Here is a 17,519-nt window from a genome sequence, read left to right as displayed (position 1 = left end):
AATAGGGAAAACTAGATTTTGTGTTGGTGAGGTGCCGATGACCCTAAGCTATTCAGAACTCTTGGAATTGCTGGCATCTATGAACCGAATTGCGCCCGAATCGGAGGGTGCGTTTAAAGCCCGGCTTCGACACTTCCAGCGCCTTGGCTTCCCGAAGGGTAGCAACACAGGGAAGGGGCGCAGGGCAGAATATGACCTGGATATGGTCTTGCAATTGGCGCTCGCGATTCAGTTTATGCAGGCAGGCGTCACTCCCCAGCACACGGTTTCGCTGATCACAAAGAACTGGAGCGAGACCCGCACGTACTTCTTGTTCGCTGCGGCACCGGGACCGCTTAAGGCCGAAAATGGGGCCGTGCTATCAAATGAACTCGCGTTGTGTGTCTCGCCGGAAGCATTGCGCGAGCTAACCACTGATGGCGAAAGCGAGGTAGACCACTTTGAGGCTTTCAACTTTATTGAGGTGGATAAGCTGCCAGAGTTTCTGAAAGACAATCCAGAACAGCCTGTCTTGGGGGATTTCTACCGTTGGATTGTTATTTTGCTCCGCCCTCTAGTTGCCGTGTTGATGCTCTCCATAGAGGACCTGTTTAAGATCGATGCTGCCAGTTCGTTTGTAGAGCTGCAGCGGATTGTACGAAAGCATCATGAGGACTTGGAGGCGCTGAGCAAAGAAATAGAGGCGGTAGTGATTGAAATGCAGGAGGCTCGCGAGCGCGGCGATGGCAATCCGTAAGCGCCAGTGGATCGCCCCTGACGGCACCGCGAAGCAGGCATGGCTGGTCGATTACCGCGATCAGGCCGGGAAGCGCCGGGCCAAGCAGTTCGCGAAAAAGAAGGATGCAGAGGCGTGGAGCGTCAATGCGGCCGCCGAGGTGCAGAAGGGCATCCACACCGCCGATAGCGTCTCCGTGACCGTCCAGAAGGCCGCCGAGCTATGGCTGGGCACCGTTCGGGCAGCAGGGCGCGAACCGACCACCGTTGCGGCCTATGACCAGCACGTGCGCCTCCACATCGTGCCCAAGTGCGGCGCGCGGAAACTGTCGCAACTGACGGCGCCGATTGTTCGGACTTATCTGGATGACTGGCTGCTGCACCTGTCGCGCCCGATGGCGCTGAGAGTGTTTCGCACCTTCAAGGCGATCCTGAGCGACGCGCAAGAGCGCGGTCTGGTCGCGCAGAACGTCGCACTGGCGGTCAAGGTGCAGAAGGTGAAGCGGGAGAAGGGCAAGGCCCATCCGCCCCCGAAAAAGGACCTGAGGGCCATTCTGGAAGCTGCCAGCAAGGCAGGCGACCTGATGGGCCGGGCTATTATCGAACTGGCGGTGTTCACCGGCATGCGCGCATCGGAACTGCGTGGGCTGGCGTGGCGGTCTGTCGATCTGAAAAAGGCGCGGGTGACGGTCGAGCAGCGGGCCGACGCCAAGGGCACCATAGGCCCCCCGAAGTCGGAAGCCGGGCACCGGACAATCGCCCTGCCGTCGCGGGTGGTGCAGACGCTGCGCGAATGGAAGCTGGCCTGCCCGGATCATGCCCTAGGATTGGTATTCCCGAGCCCTAAGGGCAAGCCGCTATCGCACCGCGTCATGACACTGAACTATGTCCAGCCGATCCAGACGGAAGCGAAGGTCAAGGCGCTGGGCATGCATGCGTTCCGGCATGCGGCTGCATCGCTCTGGATCGAGCAGGGCCTGAACCCGAAGCGCATCCAGACGCTGATGGGGCATAGCTCCATCCAGGTGACATTCGACACCTACGGGCACCTGTTCGAGCAGGCGCAGAAAGATGCCGAAGAAGCCGACGCAATCGCCGCCGCGCTCTTTGCTGATGCAACATGATTGCAACATGGGCGGTTAAGGCCGCAGAATAGCGTGGGTTGTGGCGGACTCTGACTCCGTCAATCGAGGTTCGAATCCTCGCGGGGCATCCAGTCAACCCCCAAGCGGTTGAAAAGCGACAACTAACTGATTTTCTGGACTTTCTTTGTGCCTCAGGAGTACATCCAGTGGTACAGAAGGCCTGCCCGTGGAAGTCAGTGTGCGCTATCTCCAAGAAGACCCTAAGACCGGAATTCTTCGCTATCGTCGGACATTCCCGAAGCGGATTCGGGCTTACGTTGGGAAGCCGGGAGAGGCCCTTACAGAACTCAAGATTAGCTTGGGGGTTCGATCTATCACCGAGCCTGGGGCGATGGAGCGCTACGCGGCTGCGGCGCAGCAATACGAGATTATGGCCGCCCGCGCGGAGAAGCTGGCCGTGGGAGCATACGATGCCCTTGACGCGCCGACGATTGCGTACCTTGTGGAAGTTTACCGGGTCCGTGAGCTGGCGGAGGATGCAGACCTACGCTTTGATCAGCCGTTAAAGCTCGGGGCGAGATAGTAACTGACGCAGCGGAGCGGGCAGTTTTTGATATCCCTGCCGTCAGGCCTTCGGCTAGATGGGCTCAAGGTGTTCGGGTTGCCCGAGAAGTTGCGTTGGATATCTACAGGGACTTTAATGCCGATGGGGACTTGGAGGGCATTCTTGATGCTTGGCGGAGGCAGGCTGTTGAGCTTGCCGCAACCCATGGCTACGTGGTGGATCAATCCAGCGCCGCATTTCGGGATCTTTGCATCAAATTGAATGAAGCGGCCATTGCCGTCCACGAGGCAGAGCTTCAGAGGATGGACGGTCAGGTGATTCCCACGCCCCCTCTCCCGGGGGAATTGGCCCAGCGGCCCACTGCCGCAAAAGATGTCCCCTCGTTTCGTGAGATTATCAGCGGAATGCTGGATAACCCACGGTTTCGCTACGGTGAGCCCAGCAAGGCGCAGACGAGAACGGCCCTTCGCTATCTTTGCGATGCGCTGGGCGACCCTAAGCCGCATGAGCTTACAAGGGCGGAGATAAGCAGTTTTCTGGATTTGCTGGCGCAGAAGCCCGCGCGGGTGTCGGCAAAGGAACGAGTGATGCCGCTGGCTGATCTTGTAGCGCTATATTCAGAACGGGACGTGGAGCGGGCCAATCCGAGAACGCTGGAGAAGCACTGCCGAACCTTAGGTTCCCGTTGGGCGCAGGCGTAGACCGAGGGATATATCTCCGAAGACCTCGCCAATCCATTTTCAGGGCGAAAGTTCGAACAACTCCAGGAAGGTGAGCGCACTGCGATAGGTTTCTCGCCCCAGGAGCTGTTCGGAATGTTTACTCAGCCCTTCTTCACGGGCGGCGCACAGCCCCGATGGGGGAAGGGTGAGACGGCGTACTGGTTGCCTCTTCTTGCACTGTATACGGGCGCACGGCCCGAAGAACTGGTCCAGCTCGTTCTGGCTGACATCCGGGAAGACACCACCTCGGGCCGTTGGCTGTTAGATCTTCAGGCTCGTAGCCTTCACCCGGAGAAAGGCGCTCAGCGCCTCAAGACTGATAAGAAAGGCTCGGGAGGAAGGATTATCCCCGTGCCTCTCCCTCTCCTGTCGCTAAATTTCCTCGCCTACGTTCGATACTTGAAGGAGCAAGGCTCTGAAGCATTGTTCCCGCTCCTTCGCGTGCGGAATAAGTTTGGACGTCTCTATTCATCCTTCGGTGAGAAGTGGTGCAGGCACCTCTACGATGAGGGCATTTTGGTGGAAGGGACAGGAAGGCAGCCTATGCGGGAGTTCCGTCACACTTGGACAACGGCGGCCCGCGCCTCTGGCATCCCAAAGGATGCACGGGACTATATCCAAGGCCACAAGTCCTCAGGCAATGCGAATGACGATTATGGCGACCGCCGTCCTCTAGGCTTACTGATCGATCAATATCAGCCCGCGATAGACATCCTGAAGCTGGTGAAGCCCTGGCAGCCGCCTGAATAGGCCCAAGGCCCGATATGCCGCCAGCTCGATCAATCGGATATCGTGTCAGTTCCTGGGATGTCTCGATAGTTGCCGCCGAGATATCGGGCCGTCTCCACTTGTGACGGGCTATAGGCAAAACATACCCCGAGCATCGGAGAGTTTATCCCTAGTACCTCACCGGCAACAGCGTCCGTGTCGTATCGCCGGGCCTGTGCGATGAAGTATGTTTGAGAGAGCACGTTTGCGGCTTCCAGCGCTGGGCCCGTGAAGGCTTTCGATGCCCAAGAGGTAAAGCCAGCCAGCAGGGGTTGTCCTGCCAGAGATTGCGGGTGTGTTATTTTGCCGGAGCGAATGGTCCACCTGTGAACCTCTGCACCGTCGCACAGCACGCTGATTTCAACGGGGCTATCGGTTTCGTCCGGGACAATGGCTTCGTAAGTTCGATTGGGTTCGGCCCGACCAGCTTGCGCAGCGCACAGCACGGCCAGATGGAAAAGGTGCGTGCAATTCCGCCGTGCCCGACCGTCCGCATAAAAGGTGGCCATATCGGTGCCGATTTCCATACCGACCAATTCTTCAAGGACTGCTACGGCTGAGGGGCAAGCGCTGGTCGGTACCCGGATAGCCTCGCCAGTGACGCGTGTGATTACACGCCCGTCATGTTCGACGCGGCAGCGTAGCTCGTGAAAGATATCGACCAAATGGCTCTCAACGTAGCCGGAGTGGGCTGTTAGCCGGATATGCCTACGGGCAACCCCGCTGCCGTAGTGCGGATTGGGAAAGGTACGTCGGGACTGTTCAAAGGGCATCTGTATCACCTTCGCATCGCCAGCGTCCTGCCAAAGCTACCGAACGCGCGGAGAAGAAAGCCATTCGCTACGGCTTCATCCTATTTTGGACAAGATGTGCCAGCCGATCAGTATATTGCGCAGCCGTTCTGAAGCCGGTGAGTTCCTCAATAGGCTCTAGGATTCGATATGCGGCCTGCTGAGAGTCGATAGGGGTTGCAGGGGGCGTGAGTGCCGGAAGGCGGCTTTCGATTCCCCAGCGGCTCCTGAGAGTGAATTAAGTGATTTATGATAGTTTGCACAATCGTCAGTCGCATACCTCTCAGGCGGGACAGCCTAGCGGCTGCTCCAGTCGCGCTCCTCCTTACGGACAGTTTCCTGTGCGGTCCTTTCAACAATCCGTTCCCGGTCGGCATCGCGCGGCCACCATCTGTCAAGCGGTGGGGCGGTCGGACAGTTTCCAGCAATAACACAGCTAAAAAGCGATGCCGCGACGAACATACCCAAAGACCCAGCTACTCCGAATTTGACGGCGGTCTTCCAGGTACTACGCGGAATTATCGGCCTGCGGAATAGCAGCGAAAAAGCTTGGATTAGGGCGAAGATGCCAAAAGTCGCGACCGTCAGGCCGAGGACGGCATGGAAGACTGTGCTGATGAGCCATGCAGCAGACATACTTCAACTCGCGATGGGGGTGGCAGGCGTGTTAAGCGCCGAGGGGCTACTGATGCCCTGATGGTTCCTGACGGGGTCAGACAGGTTCGAGCGAGATAACCGGAATTTCCCGTGTCGTACGCGTTTCGTACTGCCGGTAGCTCGATATCCGGCCTTTTAGCCATTCCCATGCCCGCGTACGTTCCTCGCCTGTGAGAAACACGGCGCGGACATTGCGTCTTTTACGGTTGATGTAGGCCACGGCCTCGGGCTGGTTGCGCAAATTGAGAGCCCAGTAAGGGTCTTCAGGGGCACCGCCTTTCGACCCGACTACCAGGATTTTTCCGTCCAGCTCGAAGTAGGGCACCGCAACGCCGCGCTTCTGTCCGCTCTTGCGGCCTACCGTTTCCAGGTAGAGAACTGACGGCGGCGCATAGCCCTGGGAGCGGGCAAAGACCTGCGTTGTGAGCGAATAGCCCAAATGGCGGACGAGAAACTTATCGAGCGCGAGACCTCGCGGCGTCATTACGAACTTTTCCAGCAACCTTCCCTCCTCCTATGAGGCTTCCGGCAATCTACATGCTGCCTGGCGGCCCGCAAGGCCAGCGGGTGGAAGTTGACATCCAATGGGCAGTCTCGCAGGTCTCGCCATTGAAAGCGGACGGCCCTCAACGCTCCGCAATGCTGTAATCAGGAGAGGATAGGAAATGGGGATTTCGGATGATTGGCTGGCGATCGGCAATGCGCTGTCCACATATGTCGTTGCTCTGGATTCGCGGGACCTTGGCCTATTTGACCTGGTCTTCACGAAGGATGCCAAGATCGACCTGGCGGGCGTAGGGGTATTCTCACCTGAAGAGTACGCCAGCATGTGCGAGAAATCCCTCCCGCAATTCGACGCGACTCATCATCACTTAGGGTTGCCCGTGATTTCCATTCAGGGCGACACGGCACATGCGCGGACCTATTTCACGGCCCAACACACGATCAATGCCCTTGCCCCCCAACCGCATTTCATGATCGGCGGGTGGTACGATGACGATCTTGTGCGCACGGCAGACGGCTGGCGCATCGCTCACAAGACCGGGACGGCTGTCTGGTCCGACGGTAACCCCAAGGTGCTTGGATACGATGGCGAACCTGGGGCGTCTCCACGAGCGCCCGGCCACTCTGCACCTGCATGGCTGACGAAGCGTTGAGGCTCTGCTGGGCCGTGAGAATGGCCGTCACCTATGCCATAGAGGAACCATCCGCATAGCGAAACGTATTGAAGCCTATCAAACCGGGAGGGGTTTTGTATGAATATTTCTCGAGTTGCTCTTGCCTTGGCCGCTGCTTCTGGGATGACTTTGTCGGCCTGCCAACAAGCCTCGGCACCCGCCGCCGATGAGAAGCTAGCTGGCGAAGCGAGTGCCCCAGCCGCGACGGGCAATGGGGTGATGCGAGAGGAGGCCGTCCCCGCAGCGACGTCGTCGCCAGCAGCGATCCAGTCACAGCCGGGACCGGAAGGCATCACTTTCGATCTTCTCAAAGTTGCGGTGACCGGTGACATCCTCACCGTGACGGTCAACTGCAAAGCGGAAAAGAACGCATGGGCCTATATGAAGTTCGAGGAAATCAGCGTCATCGACGACACGACATCCCAGCGTATCGGTGTCCTCAAGGACAATGCCGGAGCGTGGATGGGATCGCCGCTGGCTGGCAAGGACCGGATTGGGCTTAAGTGTTCGCCCAATGGCATTCTCTGGGTGAAATTCCCGGCCCCACCCGCAGGAAGTAAGACTGTCTCGATCAACTTGCCCGGTGTGGCTCCGTTCGATGGGGTGCCGGTCACCCGATGATGGGACGCAGCTTGGTCTTGCTTGGCCTGCTGGCGCTCGCGTCGGCCTGCTCGAGCGAAGCGCCCGTTGCGGATAACACCGCGCGGGATGATGCTTCACCACTTGCTGGCGCGACAGTCCGCAATCCACAGACAGCGAACAGTTCGTTGCGGGCAGAGGTGAGTACGCTCAATGCCGACACCAGCGGGCTGAATACGCGAGTGACCGATATGGGCACGATCATCGATCTGCCCGCTGATGCGCTGTTCGATTATGACAAATCGACCCTCACTCCGGCAGCGGAGACGCAGTTGCAAAAGGCCGCAGAGTTGATCCGTCAGGCTCCTCCCGGCGCGATCCAGGTCATCGGCCATACCGACAGTAAGGGCGACGATGCCTATAACCAAAAACTGTCAGAAGCGCGGGCAAAGACTGTCGCTGACTGGTTCGGCCAGCAAGTCGGTGTCCGCCAGCGTGAGTTGCAAGTCTCAGGCAAGGGCGAGACCGCGCCGGTCGCGCCGAATGAAAGTGCGGACGGCAAGGACGATCCCGCCGCTCGCGCCAAGAATCGGCGTGTGGAGGTTATCATTCCCGCCCCACAGTAAATCCCACAGTTTCTTGATCCGACCATCTGTATGCATCCCCAGCCTTGCAGGGAGCGACCGTCCGGCCATAACATCAGTGCCGGTCTTGCGGCATTGAAGTGTTTGCCCGCTCATCCGTCACAGCTCGTCGTCTATGTCCTCAATTGAGAACCCATCGCCTTCCAAAGGTTCGAACGATACCGCGCTCTCTATACGTTGCCCTCGCGAGCGCAGATGGTTTCTATCAAGGCAGGCTTGGACGGCGGGATGCTGCACTAGGCGGCTGAAATGAGCGGCTTCGGGCATACCCAATTTCTCTCGAAGCTCCTTTTTCCTGATAGGCAAGTTTCCGTCTGCACGCGCCTGATCCAGGAGAGCGACGAGCTTGCCTGCGTGCCCTCCAGGTTCGGATATCTCCGGTTCCCAAGTGTCAATCTCACATCCGGGAAACACGGCCTCCAGGTGTTTACGAGCCTCTGTCCCCGGCGAAGCGATAACGTAGGCGTTGCATGAACCCGCAAGGTTTCCGTTGCTGTTCCGGACGGATGCACGGGTTAGCGCCTGGAGCCAGTTGTGACGGTATTCGCCGCCCATTAGGAGCTCTGCGGCTTCCCTTGGCGATGCTCCTAATGGGCCGCCAGCCGCCGCTAGAAGCGCACGATAACCAGCGGGACCGTAGTTGAGATGACCGACGAGAACCACATTCTTGCAATCGGTGTAGGCATTGGTTCCGTGGTGCATTCCCCAGGTGAGAAAATGGAGGCCGCCTTCAGGCTCGATTCCTTCCAATGCAGCTCGGAGTTGGTCTTCTATCGGCTGATCTTTGTAGGAAATGATGAGCCACGGTGCTCCCAAATCCTCTCGGACGGCAGATGCGATGGCTTCGGCAATCTCTTCTCGGGCCTGAAGGGGCCGCAGGGCTCGTTGGCCTGCGGGGCGTTCCCAAAGGTTGATATGGAGATTGCGATAGTCCTTCACCGCAGATGGCAGGCGATGGAGCTGGGCTCCGCTTTCTTCCCATACCCGGTATGTTGAACGGACGCGGCCTGAAGCATCCAGGATGATGACCGGGGCGAAGTCGGGCGGGATGGGGGCCGCTGATCCGGCTAGGCGCATGCTGCCGTCACCTGTGGCGATTACTGCGGTCTCTCGTCCCGCTAGGCGTCCAAGGGTCTCGACAATCGAGCTTAACTGCGTCCCTCTCGTGGCTGTAGCTAGAGGTTGAAGATTATTCAGGGTGTGAGGGACCGTGAGCTGTTCGCCGCCTTCCGCCGTCCAGAGTCGCGTTACGAGTGCCCGGACTTCCGCAGCGTACTCATGCTCGTGGGCGAGAGCGGCTGGCAGGCGGGCGAGGTCGTCAGCTCGCAGGGCTAACTGCTCGGCAGGGAGGAAACTTTCATCCCATATGCGCAATGTCCTAGGCTGGCCTTCAAAGTGAAACTCCGACGCGTCGGCGAATGCTTTTCCTCGGGTTCGCCTTTCGATCATCTGTTGCGTCGTAAACATGATACGGGCGTCGTTGTGCTGGCTTTTTGGAACCCCAAGAGCGTTCCGTTCCGTGTCGCTCGTCAGGACGGCTACATCCTTCTGGTCGAGCCCGGCATTCTCCAGATAACTGTCGATTTCCTCAAGCCGCGAAAGGCCGATTAGGACGCTAGCCGATGGGTTGAAGCTTGCATCTTTCCATGCCCCAAGGAAGACCGATACGGACAGGGTCTTACCGATGCCCGGATCGATGGCGGACAGATGATATCCGTCTTCTAAAGTGCCGTTAAGGCCGCTTTCGAGCGCCTGAAGAAGGGCATGGATCGCGTGACGGTTCTCGCCTTCGAGATAGGACCCAAATCTCTTTAGGCGCTCAGTCACGATAGGAAGCGAAAGGTCGGCAAGAGGGTTGGAGGACACTGTCTATTCCTGAAGGAGGTTGAAGGCGTACCGAAAGTTATGTTACCATCATATATCCTTTATAGGGAAATGGTAACTTTTGAAAGTCGCTATCTGGGAGGCTTAAGGGAGAAAGGGCGGCTTAAGGGCCTTTAGGGGCGTTAAGTGCCGTAAAGATTTCTCAATAATTATATTTAGTTGGTCCTATAAATATCAACCTTAAGGCTCTTAAGGCAGCTTATGGCGACTCAAGGCCGCTTCCGTCTTTCCGTCGAGCGGGTAGAAGGGATGGCAAAAATGACCATGCATAACCTAAAGGGTGATGGTAACTTTTTCTGTATCAATCCCATTTCGATGTCTTCCGCAGCCTTCCGCCACTGCGGGGCCTATACGCTGACCAAGCCTGCGAATTGTGGTCCAGAACGTCGGATGCTTGCGCCTTTGGAGCCTTCTGGCTCGCCCTATTATTATCCGGGTAAATATTGCCGATATCTTGAGCGCTGACGGGCCGAAAGGCGGCGATGGTCGCCTACGGAAAACCAGAGTCTCTTGGTCTCGACAAATCCACAGGCGCAATAGTGCCCTGTGGTTTCCCTGGCGGCGCAGAAGCGGTTATGACGACCGAGTGGGCCAGGAGGGCAAAGTGAGGTTTACGCTGATCTATCAGGGCGACTTGCCGCCCAATGGCAGCGCACGGGACAAGTGGCGTATTCGGCGTGAGCTTGAGCCGCAGCTCCGGCGTTTGTGGGAATTGCCGCCGCTGACAGATGTCCGGAAGTTCCTTGACCCGGACTACAAGCCCTCCGATTGCTACGTGGGCCAGCGGGCCGGAGCCGTGGAATACATGCCACTGATAACCGACCGCCTTGAGCTTGGTGTGGAGTTGGAGGTCCGGCTCCTGTCCGCCGCGAAGCCGGGAGGGCTGCTCAATCACTGTGGCGACATCGATAACCGGCTGAAGACACTCTTTGACGCCTTAAGCATCCCCACAGGGCAGCAACAGATGGCGGACGGAGACATAGAGGCCGATGGCCGTTTGTTCTGCTTGCTACAGGATGACAGGCTAGTGACCCGTGTAGACGTTGCCAATGACCGATTGCTGACGGTTCCCGAGCACAGCCACGAGGCGCTTGTTATCATCCAGGTTCAGCCGGTGGCCTTTCGGGTGACCATGGCGAACCTAGCGATTGCGGGATAACTCTGATCCCAGACTAATTGAGGAGAGGGTAATCGTTATTTCGGATGGCCCTCGGCGGCCTGGTAAGTCGCTGGCGGGCATTCGGGGCTGGGGTTCTTAGGTTTTACATAAGTACCCAGAGATCAGGGCGTCTTCAGCGATCTTTGCGGACTGTTGCTCGATAAGGCCGCGCATGGCCTCCATGGCGCTCAAGGCCTGACGCATCAATTCGAGATCGGAGCGGGCCTTGTTGTGATCCATCGCCCCTACGACGGCTTCCGCATCTACGTCCTTCATGACATATCCGCCATTGTCCATGATTTGCGGGAGCACTTCGTGCCGTACCCAGCGGTCGAACTGTTTGGCTTCGGGCTTCGTCGATCGTTGGATGAGCTTGAAGAGACCGGGACGGGAAACGACCGTCATTGCGGACCCGTTGACCCCCATAAAAAACATGGGGGACGTTGCGCGGGTCAGTAGCTTCCGCTCATCGGCTGCCAGCTTTGACAGGTGGTGCGAGTACGTCCCCTTGTGCGGGTGTGCGAGAAGTCCGAGGCAGCGGCAAGCGTCCGGAGCGGAGAACCAAGGTTCACCTTCGATCATGAGGCCACGGAGCATATGCTCCCCGAATGCAAACGAATGATTGTCGTTGTTCGCCTTGATTGCCATAGGCGCTTTACCGGGCTTGATGATCTTCCGGCGCTTAGTTTCGTTCTTGTTTACAGTCCGCTTCTCGTAAGGGCGGACAGCCTCGCAACGGCATCGGCGGTAAGCGGCTGGGACCGGCGTGTTGCTTCATCCATCTGCACGATGACGGTTGTCGCGGTCGCCACGCATTGCTTGTCCTGAAACAGCGCCTGTTCGAGCCTGAATGAACTTCGGCCAACTGAAGCAACACACGTCCCGATATCGACTTCCCCAGGCCAGACTATCTCTGCACGGAAATCAAGCTCCAGGCGTGCGATGACAAAAGCGCTTCCGGGTCCGGCGAGAGGAGCAGCCGGATTATAGATCAGTTCCACACGCCCCGCTTCCAAAAGCGTGACGAAGACGGCGTTGTTTACGTGACCTTGCCTGTCTGTATCCGCATAACGGAGCTTGTTTGAGGTTCTGAGGGGGAAGTCTTCGATCCGAACTTGATCCGGCATATGCTCACCTAATCTTGAGCGCCCACCCTATCGCTCTTGGCATATCCGTCAATGAAAGGAGTGGACCTTCAGCCGGGCCGGGAAACGAGCGAAAGCTCCGATCCCCGGACAGGGTCGAAACTTTCGACCCTTTACGATCCGCTTGGGATTTCTCGTCGTCGTCCAGCGCTAGCAAATGCCGGGCAATGCCCTATCCGATATTCCGGCCAAGGCGCAACAAGCGCCAGGAGGCGTTGAAAGGGGGCGCTCGATGATGCAACAGCAATGGATGAGACGCGCTTTGATATTGCTTGCTTTACCGCTCCTAATCGCCGCCAGCGATGCGCTGCCCAGTTCTGAATGGACGAGGCATGTTGCCATCCAACTGCAAAGGGCGAGCCGTTATCCTGTTGAAGCCCTCGCTCAGGGCATTGAAGGCTCAGCGCGAGTAGAGTTGCGCGTGACCCCCGAGGGAGAAGTCGCGTCTGTACGGCTTCGGCAATCCTCAGGCAGTGCTTTGCTCGACGCTGCGGCATTGGAAGCAGCAAGGAACGCTGGCCCGTTTCCTCCGCTTGCGGGGGCAAATGCTCCTTTTTGGGTGGCGCTTCCCGTCAGTTTCAGAATCGAGAGCTGAACGCCAATAACTTCGGCGCAATGCCATGGCGTGGAGGGCCTTGAGGGCCTAGAGTTCCCATAAAATAATTCTGGGTGCTTGTGTGGCTTCGGGCTTGTCGCTCCGGTGGATGAGCTTGAAGAGGCCGGGGCGTGAAATGAGGGTCATCGAGGAGGCGAAGGAACCGCGAAAAAGTCGCGGGTGCTAATCTTTTTAAGACCCCTATCTTTGCTAGGGGTGTCAATTTCACTGCCTCCCTTCGCCACAGCCGGGCACAGCAGGCCTACGCTGCCCGTGCCTCCGCTCTCTGGATCGATGCGAGGCTAGTTCCATATTCCTTGGCGAGCGCTCGCAGACTGATCCCCGCTTTGCGTTTCTCGGCTATCTCTGCCTGCTGCTGGTCCGTCAGAGCCATCGGTCTGCCCAGCCGCTTCCCTTCGGCCTTGGCGCGGCCCAGGCCAGCTTGTGTCCGTTCGATCAGAAGGTCCCGCTCGAACTCCGCAACGGCAGCGATAACGCCCATGGTCATTTTACCGGCTGCGCTGGTCAGGTCCGTTCCGCCCAAGGCTAGGCAGTGAACCCGCACGCCATCCGCTGCCAGCTTCTCGACTGTTGCCCGTACGTCCATCGCATTGCGGCCTAGCCGGTCCAGCTTGGTGACTATAAGGACGTCGCCTTCTTCCAGCCGATCTAACAGACGGATGAAGCCTTTCCGCTCCATCGCGGGCAGCGATCCGGACACGGTCTCCGTAACAATCCGCTTAGGAGCAATACGATTGCCGTAAGGCTTCCAGATGGCCGACTGGTCAACGTCCGGGCCGATACGCAGGAGGAAGCCGCCAAGGCTGCCCATGCATACTGGCAGCGTCAGCAGGCCGCCCCGTCCAGGCCCTCCACGATGCCAAAATCCCCGCCAAAGAGCCTGTGGGGCAAGTTCTACGACAAAGTCAGCGAGCCCACGCGAACGATTTCCGGCGCATTCGTCAACCAGGTGCTTCCGAACTGGACAGACGAAATCGCGGCGGTAGGCCCTGCGGCCCTTGCGCTGTTTCGCGGCGAAGACGTGGGCGAGGCGTTCCGAAAGGGCCAGCGGGACTACAAGGCGGACCAGAAGAGACTTGCGGCCAAGTACCCAAAGACCAGGTCCGCCGCTTCGGTAGCAGGATTTGGGGCGGGTCTCGCCCTCCCCGCAGGGAAGCCTCTGGAGGGCGCAAACCTGAGCCGGAAAGCCCTTCAAGGTGCCACTGTAGGGGCTTCTTACGGGGCCGTTTCGGGGGCTGGCGAGGGCGAAGGGCTCGACTTAGAACGCCGTGCCGCGAACGCCGGAAGCATTGCGGCATTCTCTGCGCTCGCTGGTGGTGGGCTTCCGTTCGTCTCTCGCTCTGCCCGTTGGACTGGCCGTGCCGCCCGTGAATATGTTCCCGGTGTGGATCGTGCGGTTAACGCAGTATCGGGCCTGGGGAGAGGGGCAGGCGATAAGCTGGCTCGCCTCCTTCCGCCTCATGTTCGCCGCAACAGGGCCAGCCGTCCCGAACTGCCATCGGCAGTAACTCAGCGGGCCTATCGCGATGTCATGGGTCGGATGAGCGAAGGGCATATCGATGCTGGTCCCGGTATCGCTGGTCCTCTCGCAACTCCGCAAGCGATTGCCGCTGAAGTGGGCCGCCGCAATCAGATGGGCGTCCCGGCAATGGTCGGTGATGTATCCCCGGCAATGCGTTCTCTCACGGCTTCCGCGTCTCGAGACATGGGGCCAGGGCAGACGCTGGTCCGAGAGGCGCTGGAGGCTCGCAAGGCCTCTGAAGGTGCCCGCGTGGATCAATATATCCGCGACCGTCTCCCGACCGTTCCGGACCCGGTGGCGTATGTGGAAGACTTCCAAAGGCAATCCCGTGCCGCCGCTGCGCCTTTGTATGCCGAGGCTTATCGCCAGCCGGTCTATCGCTCTTCGGAGATACAGGCGATTGAACAGACGCCAGCATTCCAGGATGCCTTGCCACAGGCTTACCGGAATATCCGGAACCAGATTGACGACGTCTCAGGGAAACCGAAAGACCCGCACGCAATGGGTTTCCGGGCCATGGAGGCGGACCCGAACGGCCTTCCGCCAAATGGGCCTTACTTCCAGCTACCTGACGGCCAATTCGTCACCGTAGACGAGGGGCTGACGGCTGAAGGTTACGATCAGGTCGTTCGGGCCATGCGGGACGCTGGTGTACAGGCTGCGGGGCGCAATCCTGTCACAGGGCGGATTGAGAACAATACCAACTCTGTCCACATCAACTCGCTGGCAGGGCAACTCCGGGATGAACTGGCCTCCCAGAATGCTCCGTATGCTCAGGTCATCCGCCAGTACGGTGATGACATGGCCCACGCCAACGCCTTCCGGCAGGGGCAGGACATCGGCAAGCTGACGGGACCGGAGATTGCCGCCCAGGCCCGTTCGATGCCTGAGTTCGCGCAAGAGGCTTGGGCAACCGGGGCGGGCACTGCGATTGCTGACGAGGCTTCACGCTATGCCGCTCGCCACCCTTACGGAGACGTAGCGGGCAGAGCCTCAGCCATGCTTGGGGACGATGCCAAACAGGCGGCCCTATCGGATATCACCGGCAACATTGGGGGCGTTCGTGACCTTCAGGACGTCTTCGAGTTCGAACGGCAAGCTACAGCGAACTGGCGGGGCATTTCGAAGAGCGGCTCGCCCGCAGCTTCAGGCGGAGACAGTATTCCGTTGAGCCCTCGTGGCTTCAGGCAGCGGATGACTGACGCTTTGGCGGAGCGCTTGGCCCGTCCTACGCAGCAGGAATACAGCCAGAGCGTGGCGGACCTTGTGACCAGTCGGGACCCGCAGGCCGTCGAAGATATCGCCCGCATGATGGACGAGATTGCCCTGTCTCGTCAGGCCCGCAGCGATCACTTGCACGCCTTATGGCCTCGGGGCGCGGGACTGGTCGGTCGCGTTATTCCGCCTGATGACCCCGTTCCGGATGAAGATGAATACCAATATGGAGAAAACTACTAATGGGTCTTTTCGGCGGGTCTACCAAGACCACCACGAAGGAGAGCTTCGATACTGGCCCGAGCTCGTGGCAGAAGGGCTATCTCGATCCCCTGTTTCAGGGGGCGAAGGACGCCTACGACAAGGCGGCTGGAACGCCCTACTACCAGGGCGACCTCTACGCGGGGATGTCCCCAGAGGCCAAATCGGCTTTGGACAACCTGCGGAAATATGCGAGCGGCGAAGGCCTCAACGCGGCTAGCTCGATCAGCAACATCGGCAAGTCCATGGCGGGCTATGCCGATAAGGCCGGTTCATCCCTCGACAAATACCTAGAGCTGGCTGGCGCTGATAATACGGACGCCATTATGTCGGCGGCTGGGAAGTATGCGGACAACCCGTACCTTCAGGCCCAGATTGACGGGGCGGCCGGTGACATTACCCGCAACCTTCGCGAAAACCTCCTCCCGAGTATCGATAGGTCCGCCAGCGCGAGCGGGAACATCAATTCGTCCCGTGCCGGTATTGCGTCCGGTATCGCTCAACGCGGAGCTGCCGAGGAAATCGCCCAGATCGGCGCGAACCTCAGGAGCCAAGCGTGGAACAACGGCCTCAATATGGCGCAAGGCGACTTGGACCGTAAGATTAATGCTTACGGCAAGGCGGGGGACGCTTACGCCCGTCTCGGGTCTTCGGGCATCGACGCGTTGGCGAAAGGTGCCCAGCTCGGATACGACGCCTATGGCCAGATCACTGGGACTTACGACCGCGAACAGGCCGACCAGCAGGGCGAACTCGACGCCGCCTATCAGAAATGGCAGGGCCAGGACCAGCGCGATTTCGACCTCCTCAACCGGTACGCAAACATCGTTGCCGGGAACCAGTGGGGCCAGAGCGGGACTTCAACCAGCACTTCCAAGACTAAGCAGTCTGGCGGGGTCCTGGGGGGTATCCTTGGGGCCGTGGCGACCGGCGCAGGCGCATACTTCGGGGCTAAGGCTGGTGGCCGACATGACACCGCCTGATAACGAGAGCGTGGAACTTCTCTTCAAGGACAAGCATCCGGTTCGCGTTGTGAAGGCTGACGGAACTCTCTGGTTTGACGTCAGAGACCTGGCCGCTGCCTTGGGATACACTTACGCAACGGTGGACCTGGCGGCGAATGATCCGGATATTCCTGAATGCTGCCGAAGCATTGGCGCAGAGGTCGCTGAAGGGGATGACGTCTCGGGAGAACTGGGCCGGAAAGTGGTCCTGCTGTCGCCGCTGGGCGTCTGGTACTGGACGTGCGTCATCGCTTCCTACGCGGGCCAAGCATTGGCTGCCTGGGCCAAGCGGGAAGCTGCCCGGCTGGTCCCTGAAGCATCGCCAGATGACCCCAGGGCATTCCTCCAGTTCGAGCCTGACGGTTCGATGCCCCGTTTCTGCCCAAGATGGTACAGCGGGCGGAGGAATGAATGGATAGCGCTACAGGACAGAAAGACAGATATACTGTTCGAAAGTTCGCGCAGCGATAGCGGGGAGCAGAAAAGGGAGCCCCGCACGTTGCCGAGCGAAGACGAGAAGGCCGCACTGCTGGCTGAAGCTCAGGCGATGGTGGAACGAGCGAGGGCTGTAGAGGCCGAGCGTCAGGGCGTCTCCACGAGCTGACGCAAATAACCCCTCTGGATTACCTCACAGTGTCCGGAGGGGTTATTTTCTGAGGTTCGGTGGGCGGTTGGCCCTAGAACATCAGCATCCCTGCGAGAGCCAGCATGGCAAACGCTAACCCGAAAGCCGGTATTGCTGCGGTTCCGGAAGAAACGCCGGGCTCCGGCTGGGGTGTTCTAAATCGCATGTAGGTTGCGACGATCAACATGGAAGAAATAATTAAAAAGAAAGTTGCAATGAAGTTAAGCAATTTTTCCTCTATAAAATAATCCTGCAAACCTCCATATATCACAAATTAGATTTTAGTCAAATTTCTGTATTTTGGGGATTTTTATCTGCAGGAAAGCATGAGGAAGTCTTACTTCATATCTTCTGAATTTGGGGGATATGAAGCGGGAGGCCGAAG

The 17,519-nt window shown here is 58.7% G+C and carries 20 protein-coding genes and 1 tRNA gene; 14 read left to right on the top strand and 7 right to left on the bottom strand.

Annotated elements, in window-relative coordinates; translation table 11 throughout:
- The first annotated feature begins 37 nt into the window (after positions 1 to 37).
- From K5X80_RS16405 to K5X80_RS16385, 5 genes are all read left to right on the top strand, one after another.
- Positions 38 to 736, top strand: coding sequence for a hypothetical protein (locus K5X80_RS16405; protein ID WP_222558769.1), 699 nt, complete (start codon positions 38 to 40; stop codon positions 734 to 736).
- Entirely contained in the window at positions 723 to 1,838 is a 1,116-nt protein-coding gene (locus tag K5X80_RS16400; RefSeq protein ID WP_222558768.1) for a tyrosine-type recombinase/integrase, read from the top strand. Before K5X80_RS16405 ends, K5X80_RS16400 begins: the two co-directional genes overlap by 14 nt.
- Positions 1,839 to 1,860: 22 nt before the next feature.
- Positions 1,861 to 1,930 (top strand) — tRNA-Gln (locus tag K5X80_RS16395).
- A 547-nt stretch (positions 1,931 to 2,477) separates the two neighbouring features.
- A complete protein-coding gene (locus tag K5X80_RS16390; protein WP_222558767.1) occupies positions 2,478 to 3,065 on the top strand; it encodes a hypothetical protein in 588 nt (195 codons plus the stop codon).
- A 114-nt stretch (positions 3,066 to 3,179) separates the two neighbouring features.
- Positions 3,180 to 3,836, top strand: a complete 657-nt coding sequence (locus tag K5X80_RS16385; RefSeq protein ID WP_222558766.1) for a site-specific integrase — start codon at positions 3,180 to 3,182, stop codon at positions 3,834 to 3,836.
- 29 nt (positions 3,837 to 3,865) lie between these two features.
- Here the strand turns inward: K5X80_RS16385 and K5X80_RS16380 are convergent, their stop codons facing one another.
- Together K5X80_RS16380 and K5X80_RS16375 are read right to left on the bottom strand one after the other, a co-directional pair.
- Positions 3,866 to 4,627, bottom strand: a complete 762-nt coding sequence (locus K5X80_RS16380; RefSeq protein WP_222558765.1) for a DUF2889 domain-containing protein — start codon at positions 4,625 to 4,627, stop codon at positions 3,866 to 3,868.
- A gap of 730 nt (positions 4,628 to 5,357) precedes the next feature.
- Positions 5,358 to 5,804, bottom strand: a complete 447-nt coding sequence (locus K5X80_RS16375) for a nitroreductase/quinone reductase family protein (protein ID WP_222558764.1) — start codon at positions 5,802 to 5,804, stop codon at positions 5,358 to 5,360.
- 163 nt (positions 5,805 to 5,967) lie between these two features.
- Here K5X80_RS16375 and K5X80_RS16370 point away from each other — a divergent pair, with 163 nt between their 5' ends.
- From K5X80_RS16370 to K5X80_RS16360, 3 genes are all read left to right on the top strand, one after another.
- Entirely contained in the window at positions 5,968 to 6,459 is a 492-nt protein-coding gene (locus K5X80_RS16370) for a nuclear transport factor 2 family protein (protein ID WP_222558763.1), read from the top strand.
- 99 nt (positions 6,460 to 6,558) lie between these two features.
- Entirely contained in the window at positions 6,559 to 7,101 is a 543-nt protein-coding gene (locus K5X80_RS16365) for a hypothetical protein (protein WP_222558762.1), read from the top strand.
- A complete protein-coding gene (locus K5X80_RS16360; RefSeq protein WP_222558761.1) occupies positions 7,098 to 7,685 on the top strand; it encodes an OmpA family protein in 588 nt (195 codons plus the stop codon). Before K5X80_RS16365 ends, K5X80_RS16360 begins: the two co-directional genes overlap by 4 nt.
- A 117-nt stretch (positions 7,686 to 7,802) precedes the next feature.
- Here K5X80_RS16360 and K5X80_RS16355 read toward each other — a convergent pair whose 3' ends face one another.
- Complete coding sequence (locus tag K5X80_RS16355) at positions 7,803 to 9,530, bottom strand: hypothetical protein (protein ID WP_222558760.1); 1,728 nt, start codon at positions 9,528 to 9,530, stop codon at positions 7,803 to 7,805.
- 258 nt (positions 9,531 to 9,788) lie between these two features.
- Between K5X80_RS16355 and K5X80_RS16350 the strand changes: the two genes are divergently transcribed.
- Positions 9,789 to 10,052: a hypothetical protein gene (locus K5X80_RS16350; protein WP_222558759.1), complete on the top strand. Its 264-nt coding sequence runs from the start codon at positions 9,789 to 9,791 to the stop codon at positions 10,050 to 10,052.
- 139 nt (positions 10,053 to 10,191) lie between these two features.
- Positions 10,192 to 10,746 (top strand): hypothetical protein, encoded by a 555-nt coding sequence (locus K5X80_RS16345; protein ID WP_222558758.1) that lies wholly within the window; start codon positions 10,192 to 10,194, stop codon positions 10,744 to 10,746.
- 96 nt (positions 10,747 to 10,842) lie between these two features.
- Here the strand turns inward: K5X80_RS16345 and K5X80_RS16340 are convergent, their stop codons facing one another.
- Positions 10,843 to 11,394, bottom strand: a complete 552-nt coding sequence (locus K5X80_RS16340; RefSeq protein ID WP_222558757.1) for a BRO-N domain-containing protein — start codon at positions 11,392 to 11,394, stop codon at positions 10,843 to 10,845.
- Between the two features lie 50 nt (positions 11,395 to 11,444).
- Entirely contained in the window at positions 11,445 to 11,873 is a 429-nt protein-coding gene (locus tag K5X80_RS16335; protein WP_222558756.1) for an acyl-CoA thioesterase, read from the bottom strand.
- 250 nt (positions 11,874 to 12,123) lie between these two features.
- On the opposite strand from K5X80_RS16335, the gene K5X80_RS16330 reads away from it, so the two are divergent.
- A complete protein-coding gene (locus K5X80_RS16330; RefSeq protein ID WP_222558755.1) occupies positions 12,124 to 12,486 on the top strand; it encodes a TonB family protein in 363 nt (120 codons plus the stop codon).
- A 262-nt stretch (positions 12,487 to 12,748) separates the two neighbouring features.
- Here K5X80_RS16330 and K5X80_RS16325 read toward each other — a convergent pair whose 3' ends face one another.
- Complete coding sequence (locus K5X80_RS16325) at positions 12,749 to 13,318, bottom strand: recombinase family protein (RefSeq protein WP_222558754.1); 570 nt, start codon at positions 13,316 to 13,318, stop codon at positions 12,749 to 12,751.
- Between the two features lie 960 nt (positions 13,319 to 14,278).
- Here K5X80_RS16325 and K5X80_RS16320 point away from each other — a divergent pair.
- The 3 genes from K5X80_RS16320 to K5X80_RS16310 are packed head-to-tail and all read left to right on the top strand — an operon-like array spanning position 14,279 to position 17,113.
- Positions 14,279 to 15,487: a hypothetical protein gene (locus K5X80_RS16320; RefSeq protein ID WP_222558753.1), complete on the top strand. Its 1,209-nt coding sequence runs from the start codon at positions 14,279 to 14,281 to the stop codon at positions 15,485 to 15,487.
- Complete coding sequence (locus tag K5X80_RS16315) at positions 15,487 to 16,488, top strand: hypothetical protein (protein WP_222558752.1); 1,002 nt, start codon at positions 15,487 to 15,489, stop codon at positions 16,486 to 16,488. Before K5X80_RS16320 ends, K5X80_RS16315 begins: the two co-directional genes overlap by 1 nt.
- A complete protein-coding gene (locus K5X80_RS16310) occupies positions 16,475 to 17,113 on the top strand; it encodes a BRO-N domain-containing protein (protein ID WP_222558751.1) in 639 nt (212 codons plus the stop codon). Before K5X80_RS16315 ends, K5X80_RS16310 begins: the two co-directional genes overlap by 14 nt.
- A gap of 73 nt (positions 17,114 to 17,186) precedes the next feature.
- Here K5X80_RS16310 and K5X80_RS16305 read toward each other — a convergent pair whose 3' ends face one another.
- Positions 17,187 to 17,390 (bottom strand): hypothetical protein, encoded by a 204-nt coding sequence (locus tag K5X80_RS16305; RefSeq protein WP_222558750.1) that lies wholly within the window; start codon positions 17,388 to 17,390, stop codon positions 17,187 to 17,189.
- Positions 17,391 to 17,519 lie beyond the last annotated feature (129 nt).

The sequence above is a fragment of the Caenibius sp. WL genome, from assembly GCF_019803445.1.
Lineage (GTDB): Bacteria > Pseudomonadota > Alphaproteobacteria > Sphingomonadales > Sphingomonadaceae > Caenibius.
The sequence above is the reverse complement of the archived record's forward strand: the minus strand, read 5'-3'. Positions and strand labels throughout refer to the sequence as shown.